Raw genomic sequence first — 14,849 nt, 5'->3', positions numbered from 1 at the left:
GGCGGCGGTGCGCGCCCCCGAGGAGACCGCACCCGTTGACCGTTCGAGCGCTCGCGACGACCTGTGCCGCCGCGGCACTGAGCCTGCTGTCGGCCTCCTGCGGCATCATCCCCGGCCCGGGCGGCGGGGACCCCGCCGAGGACCCGCCCCCCTCCGCCCCGGCCGGCGCCGCCGAACCGGCCCACCAGGAGCTGCCCCTGACCCGCCGGGGGCGCATGTTCATCGAGGGCGGCAGCGACGTCCTGCTGGAGGTCACCTTCCGCAGGCTCCAGAACAACGGCGAGTTCCTCATGCTCGAGGTCGACCACGAACTCCTGGAGCCCCTGCGCACCTTCGGCACCGCCACCGACCGCACCGCACCCGTCCGACTGCTCGACCCGGTCACCGGCGAGCTGCTGAGCGCCCTCCGGGACCCCGGGACCGACGTGTCCCTGGGCACCTACTTCACCGAGGGATCCAGCCTCACCCCCGTCCACCCGGGCGTCCCCGCCACCATCCGCCGGTACTTCCCGGCGCCCTCCCGCGACGCCGGGCACCTCACCTTCACCGGATCGGGCCTGGGGCACGTGCCGGGCCTGCCGGTGGAGTACGTGGACGAGTTCGCCCCCGCCCCCGAGCCCGACGTCCACGAGTACTTCAACGAGTACGCCGAGCAGACCGCCGACGAACTGCCCGAGGAGCTGCACTACCCGGAACGGGCCCCCGGGCCGGGGCTGGACGTGTCCGCGTTCCGCCAGGGCCTGGAGAGCTTCGTGGACACCCCGGAGTCCTCCACCACCCGCTCCGGGGACCGGGAGACCATCTCCCTGCACGCCGACCGGATGTTCGACGTGGACGCCGCCGAACCCACCGCCGAGGCCGCCGGGACCATCCGGCGCGCCGCCCTCACCCTGCGGGAGAACCCGGGGCCGGGGGAGATCACCATCGTCGGACACACCGACGGCAGCGGCCCGGACGCCCGTAACGAGGAGCTGTCGCTGCGCCGCGCCGAGGCCGTCCGCGACCTGGTCGCCGAGGAGCTGGGCGAGGGCTTCACCCTCACGGTGCAGGGACGCGGGTCGCGGGAACCGCTCGCCGAGGAGGGCGGGGAGGACGACGAGCAGGCGCGCGCCCGCAACCGGCGGGTGGAGTTCGTGTACACGGTGCCCGACACCGCCGCCGCGGGCGACGACGAGGGGCTGGACTCCGCGGCCCGGCACGTGGCGGAACCGGCGGTGTTCTTCGAGGACCAGGAGGCGGTGGCCACGGTCGGGCACGGCGACGTGGAGCTGAACGTGTACCCGCTGGTGCGGGACGGCGCGTACCTGTTCCAGACGGTCGGGTTCGGCAACTCCACCCTGTCGGACCTGGAGGCGGACCCGGGAGCGGGGGAGGGGGTGCCGGGCGGACCCGACCGGGTCACCGAGGGCTCCCTGGGGGGCTTCCGGCTGCTGGAGCCGGGCGGGCCGACGCGGTACGTGGTGCGCATCCTCACCGGGGACGGCTACGAGGACTTCGCGGACGAGGTCCTGACGCTGGCGCCGGGGGACGAGTACCTGGCGCTGGCGGTGTTCCCGGCGCCGGGGCCGGACGTGGAGTCGCTGACCCTGCACGCGGGGGCGTTCGGGGAGATCCCCGGCGTCCCGATCCACTAGGAGGAGTGACGATGGCGGACCTCGCACTGCTGCCCTACGACCTGACCTGGGAGGAGGCCGACCCGGCCCGGCACCCCTTCGACCCGGGTGCCGCCCTGGAGGCGGTGCGCGGGCTGGAGCCGGCGGCGCGGGCACCGACCCGGCCCCGGCGGGAGTCCGTCCCCGACCCGGCGTTCTCGGACTGGTCCCACGACGTGGCCCGGGTGTGGATCGACGACATGACCGCCGCCCTGGTGGCTCGGTACGGGCGCTGGGCCACGGGGTGGCGGTGGGGGAACGACGAGGCGGACGTGGGCGGCGGACCGGTCGCGGGCTGGTGCTGCGCGAGCGATTCGGTCACCACGCCGGAGGAGACCCTGGAGAGGGTCGCGGCGGCGCTGTGCGAGTGGCGGGCCTGGCTGGAGGAGCTGGTGGAGCGGTTCGACCGGTACCCGCCGGACGCCGCCTCCGCCGAGGACCGGCGGCGCAACCGGGAACGGGCGGTCGGCCACCTGGTGAACGCGGTGGTGGACCGCACCGGTGCGGGGGACGCCTGGTACGGGCACTGCGCCGTGGTGCTGACCTGGTACCTGACCCGGTGGGGTGCGGACGCCGGGACCGCGCGGGAGCAGGTGCACGCGGCGATCGGCGGGCGGTTCGAGAGCTGGATCCGGCCGGGGGACAGCGCGGTCCTGGACCTGGCAGAACGGCTCGCCGACGATGGCTGACGCGCTGCTCACCTGGCTGGCGGTGCGCGAGGAGGTGCCCTGGGGCCGGGCGCGCGCGGTGGCCGGGCCGCTCGTCCCGGTCCGGGACGGGGCGGCGCACGACATCCGCACCTTCGACCGCGCCCGCTCGCCGGAGCGGGCGGCGGGCATGCTCGCCGCACTGGAACGGGTCCGCGCGGACACCGCCGCGGAGGTGCCGCTGACGTTCGGCCTGCTCCAGGGGTGGCAGCGGCACGTCCTGGGCGGGACCGCCCCGCTGCGCACCGGGGAGGCCTTCGCCAAGGCGGGGCGCGAGCGCTACGGAGCGCTCCCGGACCTGCGGGAGAGGCTCGACGCGTGCCTGGGGCAGGGCGCCGAACCGGGGGCCCCGCTGACCGCCCGGGCGGCCCGCGCCTACCTGGACGTGTGCTTCTTCCACCCGTTCGGGGACGGCAACGGGCGGGCGGCGTTCCTGGCCCTGGTGTTCCTGCTGGCGCGCGAGGGCGTCGCACTCGACCAGGTGGGGCCGGTACGGCGGGTGGCACGGTACGCGGACGACCCCGAGGGCGCGCTGGGGCTGGCGGACCTGCTGGCGCTCCTCATCGACACGGCCCGCCGCCGGACGCAGCGGCGCGGTCCCCGCACCTGAGGCGGGCACGGGGAACCGCACGGCCACAGGCTCAGCCGGGGAAGGGCTCGGCGACGAAGCGGCCCCACGCCACGAAGCAGTTCAGAGCGAGATAGACCAGGTCGAGCGCCATCAGCCTGAACTCGCGTCGGCGCAGGCGCGTGATCGCGGCGCCGACCATGATCAGCGCCAGGCCGACGGCGGCCAGGGGCGCCAGCACCGGCGCGATGCCCAGCAGAGGGGGCAGGACCAGGCCTACGGCCCCCAGGACCTCCAGGACGCCGATGGCCTTCACGGTGCCGGGGCGGAAGTCCTCGACCCAGTGGGCGCTGGCCCCGGCCGCGAAGATCTTCTCCTTGTTCATGACGACCTTGCCGCCGCCGCCGAAGAAGTAGGCGGTGGCGAGCAGTCCGGCGACGATCCACAGTGCGGTGTTCACGGATACCTCTCCTGGTTCTGTTCCGCCCATGGAGACACCGCGCCCGCGTCGGATGTGACGGGATCCCGGCGACGATTCTCCGTCGCCGACCGGGGTCAGCCGGTGCGCCGACCTCTGGCCAGGGGAAGCAGCGCGAGCAGGACGGTGGCGATCGCGACGGCCACGGTCACGGGGAGGGCGACCTGGAACACCAGGCCGACCAGGTTCCCCGTGAACAGGGCGGTGTTGGCCGCCTGGAGGGCCAGCCCCGTGCCGCCGACCGCGACCAGCCACCGTCCCGCCGTATTGCGCAGGAGCAATAGCACCGCGCCGACCGCCAGCAGAACCCCCGCGGCGCTGCCCAGCATCGCGTACACCGTCGCCTCGGCGGGCGCCACCGACCCGACGTCGATGGCTTGGCCGGTGGAGATGATGAGGGCGGGGAGCAGGACGAGGCTCAGCAGCGCCGCCGCCACGGTCCCGGCGGCTCTGCCACTGGTCCGTACGGGCGGGGCGCCCCCGGGAACCGCTTCGATGGAGGTCGGAAGCCGCTCGGGCGCCGCTGTCTCCAGGACCCGGGTGGTGCGCAGGGCGATGACCTCGGTGACCGCCTCGGGAAGCCAGCCGCCTCCCGCACCGGGCGGGGATGTTGTAGTCGCTGCCCACTCCAGCACACGGTCGGGAGCGGGACGGGCGGCCGGGTCCTTGGCAAGGCAGGCGGCGACCAGGTCCGCCAGCGGAGCGGGCAGCCCGGACAGGTCGGGCTCGGCGTAGACGATGCGGTGGGTCACCGCATGGGCGGAGCCCTCCCCGAAAGGGCTGCGCCCGGTGGCGGCGAAGGCCAGCACGCATCCCAGGGCGAACACGTCGCAGGCCGGTCCGGTCTCCTCTCCCTTCACCTGTTCGGGGGCCATGAACGCGGCGGTTCCCAGCACGGTGTGGGTCCGGGTGTGGGAGGTGGCGTCCAGGGCGCGGGCGATGCCGAAGTCGATGAGACGGGGTCCGTCGGAGGCGAGGATGACGTTGCCGGGCTTGAGGTCGCGGTGGACCAGGCCCTGGGAGTGCACGGCCTTCAGCCCCTCGGCCAGCCCGGCCCCCAGTGCGGCGACCGCGTCCGGGGGCAGCGGGCCGTGGTCGCGCACCGCTTCGTGCAGGGAGGGGCCGGGGATGTAGGCGGTGGCCAGCCAGGGCGGGTCTCCGTCGGGGTCGGCGTCCACGACCTGCGCGGTGTAGAAGCCCCCGACCTTGCGGGCGGCGGCGATCTCGGTGGCGAAGCGGCGGCGGAAGGCCGGGTCGTCGGCCAGGTCGGGGTGGACCACCTTGACCGCGACGGTGCGTCCGCCCGGCGAGGTGCCCAGGAAGACCCGGCCCATGCCGCCGGCTCCCAGGCGTCGGTGCAACCGGTAGGGGCCGACCCGCGAGATGTCTCCCCCGGCGTCTCCGGCGGGTCGGGCGGGTGTCGTCGGAGGGGGTGGGACACGATCGCCCGGCGGCGCCTTCGCTCCGGACGCGGACCCACCCCTGGAACGCAGCACCGCGACGAGCGCCGCGACCGCGACCACGGCGGCCAGGGCGATGGCGATGATCACGAAGGGGGCCATGGCGGGGGCGGCTTCATCCGCGGCGAGCAGGCCGCGTTCGAGGGCCGCGGGGGAGGGGGCGTTTCGCATGCGGCGACGTTAGCGCGGGGCGGCCGTGTGCGCGAGGCCCTGCGGTGCCGGGCATCCCGCCATGCGGCCGAGATGTTCGGCCTGCCTCGGGAACACCTGCGGGTCCGTCCCCGCGCACGCGGTAGAGGAGTCCGGGCTACTCGCGGGCTTTCCGTCGGGGCAGCGGGAACACTTTTCCGGCGCGGGCCTCTATGACGGCGTCCACCAGGAATTCCGGGTAGGCGGGGTGGACGTCCTCCCATACTTCGGAATGCGATTCGAAGGTGTACATGCCGTCGGCGGTCACGCTGATGATGACGTTCCCCAGGTACGCGGGCCCGATCAGGCAGGGTTCTGTCTCGGGTCCTCGCGTCCACGGAAACCGGTGCCAGTTCTGGCGCATGTCGAGCGATCGCTTGTGGAATGCATTTGCGGCGATTGCGAGTTTGGTCCGCGGCGGTTCCACGGCGAGGGCGTCCTGTCGAGGCTGCTTCTGTTCAGTGCTGTTCATGCCTCCAAGGTGCCCCCTGTGAGCGGTGTTCCACAGTCAGGAAGATGTATCGCAAAAGCCATGACGCCCACTGGAACAAGCTCGATAAGTTCGGGAACGTGACCGGACCACCTCTGGCGTCCCGGGAAGTGGACGCGATTCCTCTGGCCTTCGGTTCTTATCTTCGGAACGAGCGTCGGCAAGCGGGTCATACGCTAAGGAAATTCGCATCCATCACGAACTTCGCGATTTCGACAATCTCCCGATGGGAGAACAGCTACAAATTCCCGGTCCGCGCCAATGTGGAGAAACTCGACAAGGCGGTGGCGTCATCCGACCATTTCGGCGGGAACATCCTTGCGGAAAGGCCGGAGGAGACCGTGGCGGTAGAGTCCTTGGTACGTGACCTGCCTGAAGGTTTCCACAAGAGCTCGTACAGCAACGACGGCGCGCATTGCGTCGAGGTGAAGGAAGGCTCCGCCACTCTCGTCCGCGACACCCAGAACAGGGAGCGGTCGACGTTGAGCTTCCCCGCGGCCGAATGGGCGGCGCTGCTGCGCGCGGAACGCTGACACCCCCCTTCTATGGACACGAACGGCCCTTGGCTCCCACGCCGGGGGCCGTTTCTATGCGGCCACGGTGGTGATCAGCTCTCGGCGCCGTCGAAGCGTTCGCGGGCCCGCTCGATCTCGGGGGTGTGCTCCCGGATCCAGCCGAGCAGAACGTCCACCGGATCGCGCATCGACTTGCCCAGGGGCGTGATCCGGTACACGACGGCGACCGGCCGGGTGGCGACCACCTCCCGCTCCACGATGCCGTTGCGCTCCAGGCGGCGCAGGGTGGCGGTGAGCGACTTCTGTGTGACCGCGGGGATCGCGCGGCGCAGCTCGTTGAACCGGCAGGGGCGCTCGCACAGTGCGGCGAGCACCTCCAGCGACCACTTGTCCAGGACCTGGTCCAGGAGCTCGCGGTGGGGTGCGGTGATCTCCAGGGCGTCGTGGGCCCGGGGGGCGGTATCCGTCATGACACCTGGTCTCGTTGAAGTTTCCTTCGGCTACCAGGTACCAAGGGTAAACCACTTCGGCAACCGTCACGAGGAGACCTCCATGGCCGTCCGCCACTTCACCCCCGAGGGCATGATGCAGCCCACCCCCTACCACCACGTCGCCGTCGGGACCGGCACCCGGCACGTGCACGTCAGCGGCCAGGTCGCCCGCGCCGCCGACGGTTCCCCGCTGGCCCCCGGCGACCTCGCCGGGCAGGTCGCGCACGTCCTGCGCAACACCGCCACCGGCCTGGCCGGGGCGGGCGCGACCTTCAAGGACGTCCTGCGCCTGACCTTCTACGTCACCGACTGGGAGCCGGAGAAGATCGGTGCCTTCATGGAGGGCGTCGAGAAGGCGTCGGCGGAGCTGGGCCTGCCGAGCCCGATGCCCCCGGCCTCGCTCATCGGCGTGGACCACCTCTTCGAGCCCGACGTGCTCGTCGAACTGGAGGCCACGGCCCTGCTGGACTGACCGCGACGCCGCGGGACGCCCCTCAGCGGGTTCCGTCCGGGGTCCGCCCGGACGGCTCAGGCGAGGCGGCGCGCCCGGTCGAGCAGGTACCTCTCCTCGACCGGGTTGGCCGCCAGGGCGGCCGCGGCGCGGTAGTCCGCGGCGGCGCCCGCCGCGTCCCCGGTCTCCTCCAGCAGGTGGGCCCGCACCGCCGGGTACCTCCGCCGCGTCAACGGATCCCCGGCCAGCCCGTGGCGCCGGTCCAGGTCCGCGAGCAGGGCCAGCCCCCGCTCCGCTCCGTAGGCGCGGGCGACCGCCGCCACCCGCGCCAGCCGCACCGGGGCGCTGGGGGAGAGGCGCTCCAGCCACAGGTACAGCACCGCGATCCGGGTCCAGTCCGTCAGCTCCGGGGACGGGGCCGCGGCGTGCACGGCCGCGATGGCCGCCTGCAACCGGTACGGTCCCGTCTCCTGGGGGTCCCAGGCCGCGTCGAGCACCTCGGCCCCCTCCCGGATCAGGGCGCGGTCCCACCGGGTCCGGTCCTGGGCGTCCAGGGTCAGGAGCTCGTCGTCGTGTCCGGTGCGCGCAGGCCGTCTGGCCTCGGTGAGCAGCATCAGCGCGAGGAGCCCGGCCGCCTCGCCGTCGTCCGGCCGCAGGTCCCGGAGCATGCGGGCCAGCCGGATCGCCTCCCCGGACAGGTCCGTGCGGGTCAGCGAGTCCCCGGTCGTGGCCGTGTACCCCTCGTTGAAGATCAGGTAGAGCACCTGCATCACGGACGTCAGCCGCTGTCCGAAGTCCTCGTCGGTGGGCGGGGTGAACCGGGCCCCGGAGCGGACCAGCCGCTGTTTGGCGCGGCTGATGCGCGTTCCCATGGTCGCCTCGGTCGTGCCGTGGGCGTGCGCGATCTCGGCCGTGGTCAGTCCGCCCACCGCTCGCAGGGTGAGGGCCGCCCGGTCCGCCGGGTTCAGCGCCGGGTGGCAGCACAGCAGGAGCAGGGTGAGGCTGTCGTCGGTCTCCGGCGCGGCGGGCGCGGACATCCCGGGATCGCGCAGGACCGCCTCGGCCGTCCGCTGCTCGCGCAGGCGCCGCGCCTGGTCGGAGCGCAGGAGGTCGACCATCCTGCGGTAGCCGACCCTGATGAGCCAGGAGCGCGGCTCCCGGGGGACGCCCTCCTCGGACCAGGCCCGGCTCGCGGCCAGCAGGGCCTCCTGCACCGCGTCCTCGGCGATGTCGAACCGCCCGAAACGCCGCACCAGGGCGCCGAGCACCTGCGGCGCCTCGGTGCGCAGCAGGTGCTCGATGTCGGGGTTCATGCCGTGAAGTCCTCACCCATGATCGGCCGGATCTCCACGGGCTCCCCCAGCACCTCCACGATCCGGGAGGCGATCTCGACGGCGCGTTCGTGGCCGGACACCTCGATCACGGCGAAGCTGGCCAGCACCTCCTTGAGTTCGGCGAACGGCCCGTCCGTCGCGACCACCCCCTCGGCGGAGCGGCGGACGGTGGTGCTGACGGCGGGGTGCCCCAGCCCCTCGGTCGCGACGAGTTCACCGCTGTCGAGCAGCTCCCTCTCGAGCCTCTGGTAGGCGGCGAACGCGGCGAGCGCGTCCTCGGAGGGGGTGTCGGCGGTCGCGGGGTCCCACGCGTCGGCCGGGGTGTAGCCCAGGAGCAGGTACTTCACGGTGTTCCTCGTTTCCGTCGTTGGTGCGGGCAAGGTAGCCGATCAGGCGGCACGGCGCAGCCACAGGGCCAGGGCGGTCGTCCAGCCGAAGGCGACCAGGCCGTTGAGGGCGATCTGGACGCTCATGTGGTCCGGGGACACCGGCATGAGCAGCACGAGGGCGGCCGACCCGCTGAGTACGGCGGGGAGCACCGCCCGGCGGCGGGCGTGGCGGACGGCGAGCACGGCGGCGGCCGCGGCCAGCGCGGTGAAAGCGACGGCGGCGGCCGCCGAGTGGGCGATGCCGTGCCAGGACATCTGTGCCACCGGGCCGTCGGGGGTGCCGGCCGGGAACCCGTACTCGGGGTCCATGGTGAACACCCCGGCGGCGACGAGGCCGGCCCCGAAGACGGCGACCAGCACCGGCAGCGCCCGCCGCCCGAGGCCCCCGGCGAGGGTGCGGGCGGTGCCCGCGGCCAGGGCCAGCACGCCGACCCCGGCGGTCACGAACGTGGCGATCTGTATCCAGCCGAGGTCGCCGGTGGCCAGTTGGCTGATGGGGTGCCGGGTGAGGTCGAAGCCCTCGCGGGTGAGGATCTGGGCGAGGGCCGAGGTGAAGAAGACGGGCCCGGCCAGGGCCCCGGCGGTCAGCAGGTGCCGGGCCGGCCGCCGGCCGGTCACGGGGGCGGTGGTGGTGACGGTGCTCATGTGTCCTCCTCGGTGGGTTCTCGCCGTTACCTCGGGGCCGCCTCGGAGATCTCGACACCCACGAAGTGTGACGCGAGTCACAGTTCGGAGGTGTCGAAGTCCGGGCCGCGGCCCCGAGGTGTCCGTGCAACCCGATCGAGGAGGACGACATGGACGAGAGCATCCGGCCGAGCGAAGCGGTCACGGCCCTGGACCGGCTGGTCGGCACCTGGGCGGTGACCGGCGGCGCCGAGGGCACCGTGCGGTACGAGTGGATGGAGGGCGGGTTCTTCCTGCTCCAGCACGTGGAACTGAGCCAGTTCGGCGAGCCGGTCACCGGCCTGGAGGTCATCGGCAACCTGCACCCGTTCGGCGAGCCGGTCGGCGCGGACGTGGTGTCCCGGTTCTACGACGCGCGGGGCAACACCTTCGACTACGTCTACGAGCTCGTCGGCGACACGCTGACCATCTGGGCGGGGGCCCGGGGCGGGCCCGCCCACTACCGGGGGGAGTTCTCCGCGGACGGCTCCACCGTCACCGGCGCGTGGGTCTACCCCGGCGGGGGCGGCTACGACTCCACCATGACCCGCGTCTGAGGCCGCCCGGGGCCCGCACCGGAGGGTGCGGGCCCCGGCGGCGTTTCAGCGCAGGCGGTCGTAGACCAGGGTGACCGCCCCGTGCCCGCCCGCGGCGTGGGAGGCCAGGGACCACTTCTCCGCGGGCAGGCCGTCCTCGAACAGCCGCGGCCCGCCGCCGACGAACTCGGGGACGAGCACCAGCGCCAGCCGGTCGACCCGGTCGGCGGCGAGCAGCGCCCTGATGACGCTCGCGCTCGACAGCACGAGGATGTCCCCGCCCTCCTGTGCCCTGAGCCCGTCGACCACCTCGGCGGCGGGCGCGTCCTCGATCCGCGCGCCCTCCCACGGGGAGTCGGCGAGGGTGCCGGAGAGGACCACCTTCTCGGTGTTCGCGAGCCAGTCCGCGAATCCCCGGTCGCGGGGGTCGGCCGACTCGTCGTGGGCCACCGGCGGCCAGTAGCCCATGAAGCCCTCGGCGTTGACCCGGCCCATCACCGCCGTGGTGGCGGTGCGCCACAGGTCCGTGAGGTGGTCGCGGGCGAGGTCGGTCACGGCGTAGGGAACCACCCACATGTGGTCCTGCGGGCCGCCGGGGCCGCAGTACCTGCCGTCGAGGCTGAGGCTGATGTTGGCGACGACCCTGCGGCCGGTGTGCTCGGTCATGTTCTGCTCCGTCGTATGTCGGAAGGGGTGCGGGTTCACGTGGTTTCGTGGGCGACGGCGGCCGCGAGCCTGTCCAGGGACTGCTCCCAGCCGACCCCGATGCCCGCGACGAAGTCGGCGGCGGCCACGGTGCTGTCGGTGATCCGCAGCCGCACGCCCAGCCGGGTCCCGCCGTCGGTGTCGGTGAGGTCGAACCGGTAGTGGCCGGTGAAGGCGGCGCCGCCCCCGGGCAGCAGCGGGGAGAGCCGGAACGCGATCCGCTCGCCCTCGGCGGCCTCGTCCACCACCCCCTCGGCCCGGCCCACGACGCCGTCCGCTCCGGTGGTGTCGGCGGCGTCGCGGTAGACCAGCACCGCACGCCCGCCGGGCCGTGCCTCCAGCGCGGCCTCGGTGACGGCCAGGTCGTCCGGCGCCCACCAGCGGGCGAGCAGGTCCGGCTCGGTGAGGTGGCGCCACACGGTCTCCCGCGGCGCGGCCAGCAGGCGCCGGAAGGAGAAGACCCGCTCGTCGGCCCAGTGCTCCCGGTCGGCGGCGCGCGCCTCGGCGGCCAGGGAGGAGGTGTAGGCGTCGAAGGCCCCTCTGTTCTCCTGTGCCGAGTCGGCGAGCCCGCCCAGGAGTTCGGCGAGTTCGCGCAGGGGGCCGGGCTCCAGCGCGTAGATGCGCCGGTTGCCGGACCGGTGCGAGGCCACCAGGCCCGCCCGCTCCAGCCGCTGCAGGTGCTTGGTCGCCTGCGGCTGTCGCAGTCCCGCCCGTTCGGCGACCACGCCCACCGACAGCGGGCGTTCCGCCAGGATGCGGGCGATGCGCAGCCGGGCGGGCTCACCCAGTGCCTCCAGTCGTTCGTGCATGGCCTCAGTATTCACGAAGGGGAATATTCCTGTCAAGGAATATTTTGGCCTAGGGGGCGGGCGCTCACGCCGAACCCGCCCGAGAAGCCGGAATAATGGCCCGGTGCCCACCACCACAGAGATCTCGGCCCGGGAGGCGGAGGTGCTCGCCCTGCTCGGCGAGCACCTGAGCAACGCGGAGATCGCCGCACGGCTGGTCATCTCCGTGCGCACCGTCGAGTCGCACGTCTCCTCGCTGCTGCGCAAACTCGGCCTGCCCGACCGCAGGGCGCTCGCCCGCACCGCGGCCGAGCGCTCCCGCGCCGAGCGGCCGGGCCGGACGGCCCCCGCCCTTCCCGTGCCGCTGACCACGTTCGTCGGCCGCGTCGGCGAGCGCCGCGCCCTGGCCGAGGAGATCCGCGGCCACCGCCTGGTCACCGTGGTCGGCTCCGGCGGGGTGGGCAAGACCCGGCTGGCCCTGGCCGTGGCCGCGCAGGCCGCCGACGACTTCCCCGACGGGGTGTGGTTCGCCGACCTGGTCCCGCTCACCGAGGCCGGGCGGGTGGGGGCGGCCGTGGCCGCCGCGGTCGGCGTGGGCGAGCGCCCCGGCGAGAGCCTCGACGACGCGGTCCGCGCCGCCCTGGCCGACCGGCGGGCTCTGCTCGTGCTGGACAACTGCGAGCACGTGCGCGAGGGGGTCGCCCCCTTCCTGGAGCGGCTGCTGGGCGCCTGCCCGCGGCTGCACGTGGTCGTCACCAGCCGCGTCCGCCTGATGGTGCCCTTCGAGCGGGCCTTCCCGCTCCCGCCGCTGTCCCTGGACGGCGGCGAGGACTCGGAGGCGGCCGCCCTGTTCATGGAGCGCGCCTCGGCGGTCGGCCCGCCGCCCGGCACCTCGGTGGGCGCACAGGTCGCGGCCGTCTGCGAGCGGCTCGGCGGAATGGCCCTGGCCATCGAACTCGCGGCGGCCCGGTGGTCCACGCTCGGCCCGGACGGCCTCATGGCCGGCCTCGCCGACCAGTTGAGGATCCTCACCGGCGGATCCCGTGCCGACGACCGGCACCGGTCGGTGCGCGCGGTCCTGGACTGGAGCCACGGCCTGCTCGAGCCGCGGGACCGGGCGCTGCTGCGCCGCGTCTCGGTCTTCGTCGCGCCCTTCACCCCGGAGTCCGCCGCCGAGGTCGCCGGGTTCGACCCGCTGGACGCGGCCTCCGTCGTCGACGGACTCGGCAGGCTCGCCGAGCACAGTCTCCTCTCGGTGGCCCCCTCCGCGACCGGGACCCGGTACCACGTGCTGGAGACCATCCGCCAGTACGGGGCGGAGCTCCTGGCCGATACGGACGAGGACGCCGGGGTCCGCTCCCGGCACCTGGACTGGTGCCTGGCCCGCGCCGCCGACCTGGAAGAACCCGGGGGAGCCGACTGGCGCAGCCGTTTCGACGACAGCGCCGAGGACCTGCGCGCCGCCCTCACCTGGGCCGCCGACCGGCCCGAACACCGCGCCGGGGCCCACCGGCTCGCCCTGGCCATGGGCGGCCTGGCCTTTACCCGCACCCTGCTCGGCGAGGCCCAGCAGCGGTACGTGCAGGCGGCCGGGCTCGCCGACAGGGGAGGCCCCGCCGTCGCGGCCCTGCGCAGCGCCGCCGCGGTGGCCGGGTGCCGCGGCCTGGACGGCGACGCCTACCGGCTGCACCGCTGGGCCGCCCTGGCCGCGGAACGCGCCGGGGACGGCGTCGCGGCCGCACGGGACCTGCTCGACTCGGCCGTGGTCGCCTACCGCTTCTCCACGTCGTTCGCGCACCTGCCCCCGGCAGAGGAGGTGGCGGAGGCGCTCGCGCGCGCCCGCGAACTGGCCGACGACTCCCCGGCCTCCCTGGCGGCGCTCGCCCTGGCCGAGGCCGCGGTGGCCGCGGACGCCTTCGGGGCGCTCCAGGGGGAGCCGGACAACCCCGCGTCGGAGACGGTGGCCAGCGCCCGGCACGCCGTCCGCCTCGCCCGCGAGGCGGGGGACCCGCTGGCCGAGTCAGCCGCCCTGGACGCGCTCTCCGGCGCCCAGTGCTGGGCCGGGGACTCCTTCGCCTCCGCCGAGGCGGCCCGGCGCCGGATCGAGATCCTGGACCGCGTGCCGCCCTCGCCCGCCGCCACACACGAGCTGATGGACGCCCTCGCCATGGCCGCGGCGACCGCGATCGGCGTCGGCGACCTGCCCCGGGCCCGCCGGTGGGGCCGGCGGATCGCCGACCACCCGCTGCTGTCCGAGGCGGGGCACCACGCCACCTCCTGGCTCCTGGTCGCGAACGCGCTCGCGGGCGAGGTCGGGGGTGTGCTCGCGGGCGCCGAGAGGTTCCGGGAGGCCTGGCGGCAGAGCGGCCGCCTGCGGTCCCGCTCCCTGGGCCCGGCCGCGGCGGCGGTGGCGATGGTCCACGGCCTGCGCGGCGACCCCGACGCCCGGGCGGACTGGCTCGAGGTCATCGACCGGGCCGGGCCCGGGGACGACCACCGCCTGGGCTACGGCGCGGTCTTCGACGCCCTGCTCCTGCTCCACCACGCGGACCCCGACGCCGCGTTCGAGCGTGTCGCCCCCGAGCCGGAGCGGGTGTGGAAGTGGGTGTGCTGGGTGTGGCTGCACTGGTACACGGCACTGCGGGCGGAGGCGGCGGTGCTCGCCGGGCGCGCCGACGCCCGTGGACTGGTCGACGCGGCCCGGGCCGCGGTGGTCGGCGACCCGGTCGCCTCCGCCCAGGTGGAGCGGGCGCAGGCCCTGCTCGAGGGCGACACGTCCGGCGTGCTCGCGACCGTGGCCGCCTTCGAGGCGGCGGGCTGCCCCTACCAGGCGGCCCGCACCCTGGTGCTCGCCGGGAGAGGGCACCGCGCCGCGGGGGAGGCCGCGTTCGCCGCCCTGGGGCTGGCCCCCGGAACGTGAGCGGCCCGCCCGGGCCACCGCCGGACCTCAGCCCGCGGCCCGCACGACCAGCTCGGAGATCCGCTTCTCCACCTCGTCGTCGATCTCGGTCAGGGCGAACGCGGTCGCCCACATCGGGCCCTCGTCCAGCCGCGCGGAGTCGTTGAACCCGAGCGTGGCGTAGCGCGCCTTGAACTTCGCCGCGCTCTGGAAGAAGCAGACGACCTTGCCGTCCAGCGCGTAGGCGGGCATCCCGTACCAGGTCCTGGGCGCCAGCGCCGGCGCGTCACGGGTGACGATCGCGTGCACGCGCTCGGCCAGGACCCGGTCCTCGTCCGGCATCTCGGCGATCTTGGCGAGGACGTCCCGCACCGCCTCGGCCGCCTTCTCCTCACGCGTGGCCCGCCGCGCCGCCTTCTTCTGCTCCTGGGCGTGCTCCTTCATCGCGGCCCGCTCCTCGGCGCTGAACCCCTCGTAGCCCTTGTCCGCCATGGTCTCTCCCCGTCGTCGTGGGTGGTGTCCGGTCCGGATCCT

The 14,849-nt window shown here is 74.3% G+C and carries 17 protein-coding genes; 7 read left to right on the top strand and 10 right to left on the bottom strand.

The window, feature by feature from the left end; translation table 11 throughout:
- Nucleotides 1–35 precede the first annotated feature (35 nt).
- The 3 genes from ACSUPR_RS02510 to ACSUPR_RS02500 are packed head-to-tail and all read left to right on the top strand — an operon-like array spanning nt 36 to nt 2,969.
- The gene (locus ACSUPR_RS02510; RefSeq protein WP_436889178.1) at nt 36–1,634 is read left to right on the top strand and encodes an OmpA family protein; all 1,599 of its coding nucleotides are present in this window, start codon (nt 36–38) and stop codon (nt 1,632–1,634) included.
- Nucleotides 1,635–1,645: 11 nt separating this feature from the next.
- The gene (locus tag ACSUPR_RS02505; RefSeq protein ID WP_436889176.1) at nt 1,646–2,341 is read left to right on the top strand and encodes a hypothetical protein; all 696 of its coding nucleotides are present in this window, start codon (nt 1,646–1,648) and stop codon (nt 2,339–2,341) included.
- The gene (locus ACSUPR_RS02500; RefSeq protein WP_436889174.1) at nt 2,334–2,969 is read left to right on the top strand and encodes a Fic family protein; all 636 of its coding nucleotides are present in this window, start codon (nt 2,334–2,336) and stop codon (nt 2,967–2,969) included. The genes ACSUPR_RS02505 and ACSUPR_RS02500 overlap by 8 nt, the downstream gene beginning before the upstream one ends.
- Nucleotides 2,970–3,000: 31 nt before the next feature.
- Here ACSUPR_RS02500 and ACSUPR_RS02495 read toward each other — a convergent pair whose 3' ends face one another.
- The 3 genes from ACSUPR_RS02495 to ACSUPR_RS02485 all read right to left on the bottom strand — a co-directional run bounded on the left by ACSUPR_RS02495 (nt 3,001) and on the right by ACSUPR_RS02485 (nt 5,526).
- Complete coding sequence (locus ACSUPR_RS02495) at nt 3,001–3,387, bottom strand: DoxX family protein (protein WP_436889172.1); 387 nt, start codon at nt 3,385–3,387, stop codon at nt 3,001–3,003.
- Nucleotides 3,388–3,482: 95 nt separating this feature from the next.
- Nucleotides 3,483–5,036: a serine/threonine-protein kinase gene (locus ACSUPR_RS02490; RefSeq protein ID WP_436889170.1), complete on the bottom strand. Its 1,554-nt coding sequence runs from the start codon at nt 5,034–5,036 to the stop codon at nt 3,483–3,485.
- Nucleotides 5,037–5,172: 136 nt separating this feature from the next.
- Nucleotides 5,173–5,526: a hypothetical protein gene (locus tag ACSUPR_RS02485; RefSeq protein WP_436889169.1), complete on the bottom strand. Its 354-nt coding sequence runs from the start codon at nt 5,524–5,526 to the stop codon at nt 5,173–5,175.
- A 386-nt stretch (nt 5,527–5,912) separates the two neighbouring features.
- Between ACSUPR_RS02485 and ACSUPR_RS02480 the strand changes: the two genes are divergently transcribed.
- Nucleotides 5,913–6,077, top strand: a complete 165-nt coding sequence (locus tag ACSUPR_RS02480; protein ID WP_436892211.1) for a DUF397 domain-containing protein — start codon at nt 5,913–5,915, stop codon at nt 6,075–6,077.
- A 74-nt stretch (nt 6,078–6,151) separates the two neighbouring features.
- Here the strand turns inward: ACSUPR_RS02480 and ACSUPR_RS02475 are convergent, their stop codons facing one another.
- Nucleotides 6,152–6,529, bottom strand: coding sequence for a winged helix-turn-helix transcriptional regulator (locus ACSUPR_RS02475; RefSeq protein ID WP_436889167.1), 378 nt, complete (start codon nt 6,527–6,529; stop codon nt 6,152–6,154).
- Nucleotides 6,530–6,611: 82 nt separating this feature from the next.
- Here ACSUPR_RS02475 and ACSUPR_RS02470 point away from each other — a divergent pair, with 82 nt between their 5' ends.
- Entirely contained in the window at nt 6,612–7,022 is a 411-nt protein-coding gene (locus ACSUPR_RS02470) for a RidA family protein (protein WP_436889165.1), read from the top strand.
- A gap of 56 nt (nt 7,023–7,078) precedes the next feature.
- Here ACSUPR_RS02470 and ACSUPR_RS02465 read toward each other — a convergent pair whose 3' ends face one another.
- The 3 genes from ACSUPR_RS02465 to ACSUPR_RS02455 are packed head-to-tail and all read right to left on the bottom strand — an operon-like array spanning nt 7,079 to nt 9,369.
- The gene (locus ACSUPR_RS02465) at nt 7,079–8,314 is read right to left on the bottom strand and encodes an RNA polymerase sigma factor (RefSeq protein ID WP_436889163.1); all 1,236 of its coding nucleotides are present in this window, start codon (nt 8,312–8,314) and stop codon (nt 7,079–7,081) included.
- On the bottom strand, nt 8,311–8,682 hold the full coding sequence (locus tag ACSUPR_RS02460; RefSeq protein WP_436889161.1) for a YciI family protein: 372 nt from the start codon (nt 8,680–8,682) through the stop codon (nt 8,311–8,313). The genes ACSUPR_RS02465 and ACSUPR_RS02460 overlap by 4 nt, the downstream gene beginning before the upstream one ends.
- Before the next feature lie 42 nt (nt 8,683–8,724).
- Nucleotides 8,725–9,369 (bottom strand): DUF998 domain-containing protein, encoded by a 645-nt coding sequence (locus tag ACSUPR_RS02455; protein ID WP_436889160.1) that lies wholly within the window; start codon nt 9,367–9,369, stop codon nt 8,725–8,727.
- A gap of 149 nt (nt 9,370–9,518) precedes the next feature.
- Here ACSUPR_RS02455 and ACSUPR_RS02450 point away from each other — a divergent pair, with 149 nt between their 5' ends.
- The gene (locus ACSUPR_RS02450) at nt 9,519–9,944 is read left to right on the top strand and encodes a hypothetical protein (protein ID WP_436889158.1); all 426 of its coding nucleotides are present in this window, start codon (nt 9,519–9,521) and stop codon (nt 9,942–9,944) included.
- A 45-nt stretch (nt 9,945–9,989) separates the two neighbouring features.
- Here the strand turns inward: ACSUPR_RS02450 and ACSUPR_RS02445 are convergent, their stop codons facing one another.
- Both ACSUPR_RS02445 and ACSUPR_RS02440 read right to left on the bottom strand, forming a co-directional pair.
- Nucleotides 9,990–10,589 carry a dihydrofolate reductase family protein gene (locus tag ACSUPR_RS02445; RefSeq protein ID WP_436889156.1) on the bottom strand — a complete coding sequence of 200 codons (600 nt, stop codon included), beginning with the start codon at nt 10,587–10,589 and terminating at the stop codon, nt 9,990–9,992.
- Nucleotides 10,590–10,624: 35 nt separating this feature from the next.
- Nucleotides 10,625–11,437 carry a metalloregulator ArsR/SmtB family transcription factor gene (locus tag ACSUPR_RS02440; protein ID WP_436889154.1) on the bottom strand — a complete coding sequence of 271 codons (813 nt, stop codon included), beginning with the start codon at nt 11,435–11,437 and terminating at the stop codon, nt 10,625–10,627.
- 103 nt (nt 11,438–11,540) lie between these two features.
- Between ACSUPR_RS02440 and ACSUPR_RS02435 the strand changes: the two genes are divergently transcribed.
- Entirely contained in the window at nt 11,541–14,336 is a 2,796-nt protein-coding gene (locus tag ACSUPR_RS02435; protein WP_436889152.1) for an ATP-binding protein, read from the top strand.
- Between the two features lie 27 nt (nt 14,337–14,363).
- Here the strand turns inward: ACSUPR_RS02435 and ACSUPR_RS02430 are convergent, their stop codons facing one another.
- Complete coding sequence (locus ACSUPR_RS02430; RefSeq protein WP_436889150.1) at nt 14,364–14,807, bottom strand: iron chaperone; 444 nt, start codon at nt 14,805–14,807, stop codon at nt 14,364–14,366.
- Nucleotides 14,808–14,849 lie beyond the last annotated feature (42 nt).

Origin of the sequence: Nocardiopsis dassonvillei (assembly GCF_964273065.1) — a bacterium.
Lineage (GTDB): Bacteria > Actinomycetota > Actinomycetes > Streptosporangiales > Streptosporangiaceae > Nocardiopsis > Nocardiopsis dassonvillei_B.
Note: the sequence above shows the minus strand (reverse complement) of the source record. Positions and strands in the feature narration are given on the sequence as shown.

Excerpts from the sequence above, each read along its gene's own strand:
- ACSUPR_RS02505 (WP_436889176.1), top strand. The coding sequence starts at position 1,646 with ATGGCGGACCTCGCACTGCTGCCCTACGACCTGACCTGGGAGGAGGCC.
- ACSUPR_RS02440 (WP_436889154.1), bottom strand. The coding sequence starts at position 11,437 with ATGCACGAACGACTGGAGGCACTGGGTGAGCCCGCCCGGCTGCGCATC.
- ACSUPR_RS02455 (WP_436889160.1), bottom strand. The coding sequence starts at position 9,369 with ATGAGCACCGTCACCACCACCGCCCCCGTGACCGGCCGGCGGCCGGCC.
- ACSUPR_RS02470 (WP_436889165.1), top strand. The coding sequence starts at position 6,612 with ATGGCCGTCCGCCACTTCACCCCCGAGGGCATGATGCAGCCCACCCCC.
- ACSUPR_RS02485 (WP_436889169.1), bottom strand. The coding sequence starts at position 5,526 with ATGAACAGCACTGAACAGAAGCAGCCTCGACAGGACGCCCTCGCCGTG.
- ACSUPR_RS02475 (WP_436889167.1), bottom strand. The coding sequence starts at position 6,529 with ATGACGGATACCGCCCCCCGGGCCCACGACGCCCTGGAGATCACCGCA.
- ACSUPR_RS02450 (WP_436889158.1), top strand. The coding sequence starts at position 9,519 with ATGGACGAGAGCATCCGGCCGAGCGAAGCGGTCACGGCCCTGGACCGG.
- ACSUPR_RS02500 (WP_436889174.1), top strand. The coding sequence starts at position 2,334 with ATGGCTGACGCGCTGCTCACCTGGCTGGCGGTGCGCGAGGAGGTGCCC.
- ACSUPR_RS02445 (WP_436889156.1), bottom strand. The coding sequence starts at position 10,589 with ATGACCGAGCACACCGGCCGCAGGGTCGTCGCCAACATCAGCCTCAGC.
- ACSUPR_RS02465 (WP_436889163.1), bottom strand. The coding sequence starts at position 8,314 with ATGAACCCCGACATCGAGCACCTGCTGCGCACCGAGGCGCCGCAGGTG.
- ACSUPR_RS02490 (WP_436889170.1), bottom strand. The coding sequence starts at position 5,036 with ATGCGAAACGCCCCCTCCCCCGCGGCCCTCGAACGCGGCCTGCTCGCC.
- ACSUPR_RS02430 (WP_436889150.1), bottom strand. The coding sequence starts at position 14,807 with ATGGCGGACAAGGGCTACGAGGGGTTCAGCGCCGAGGAGCGGGCCGCG.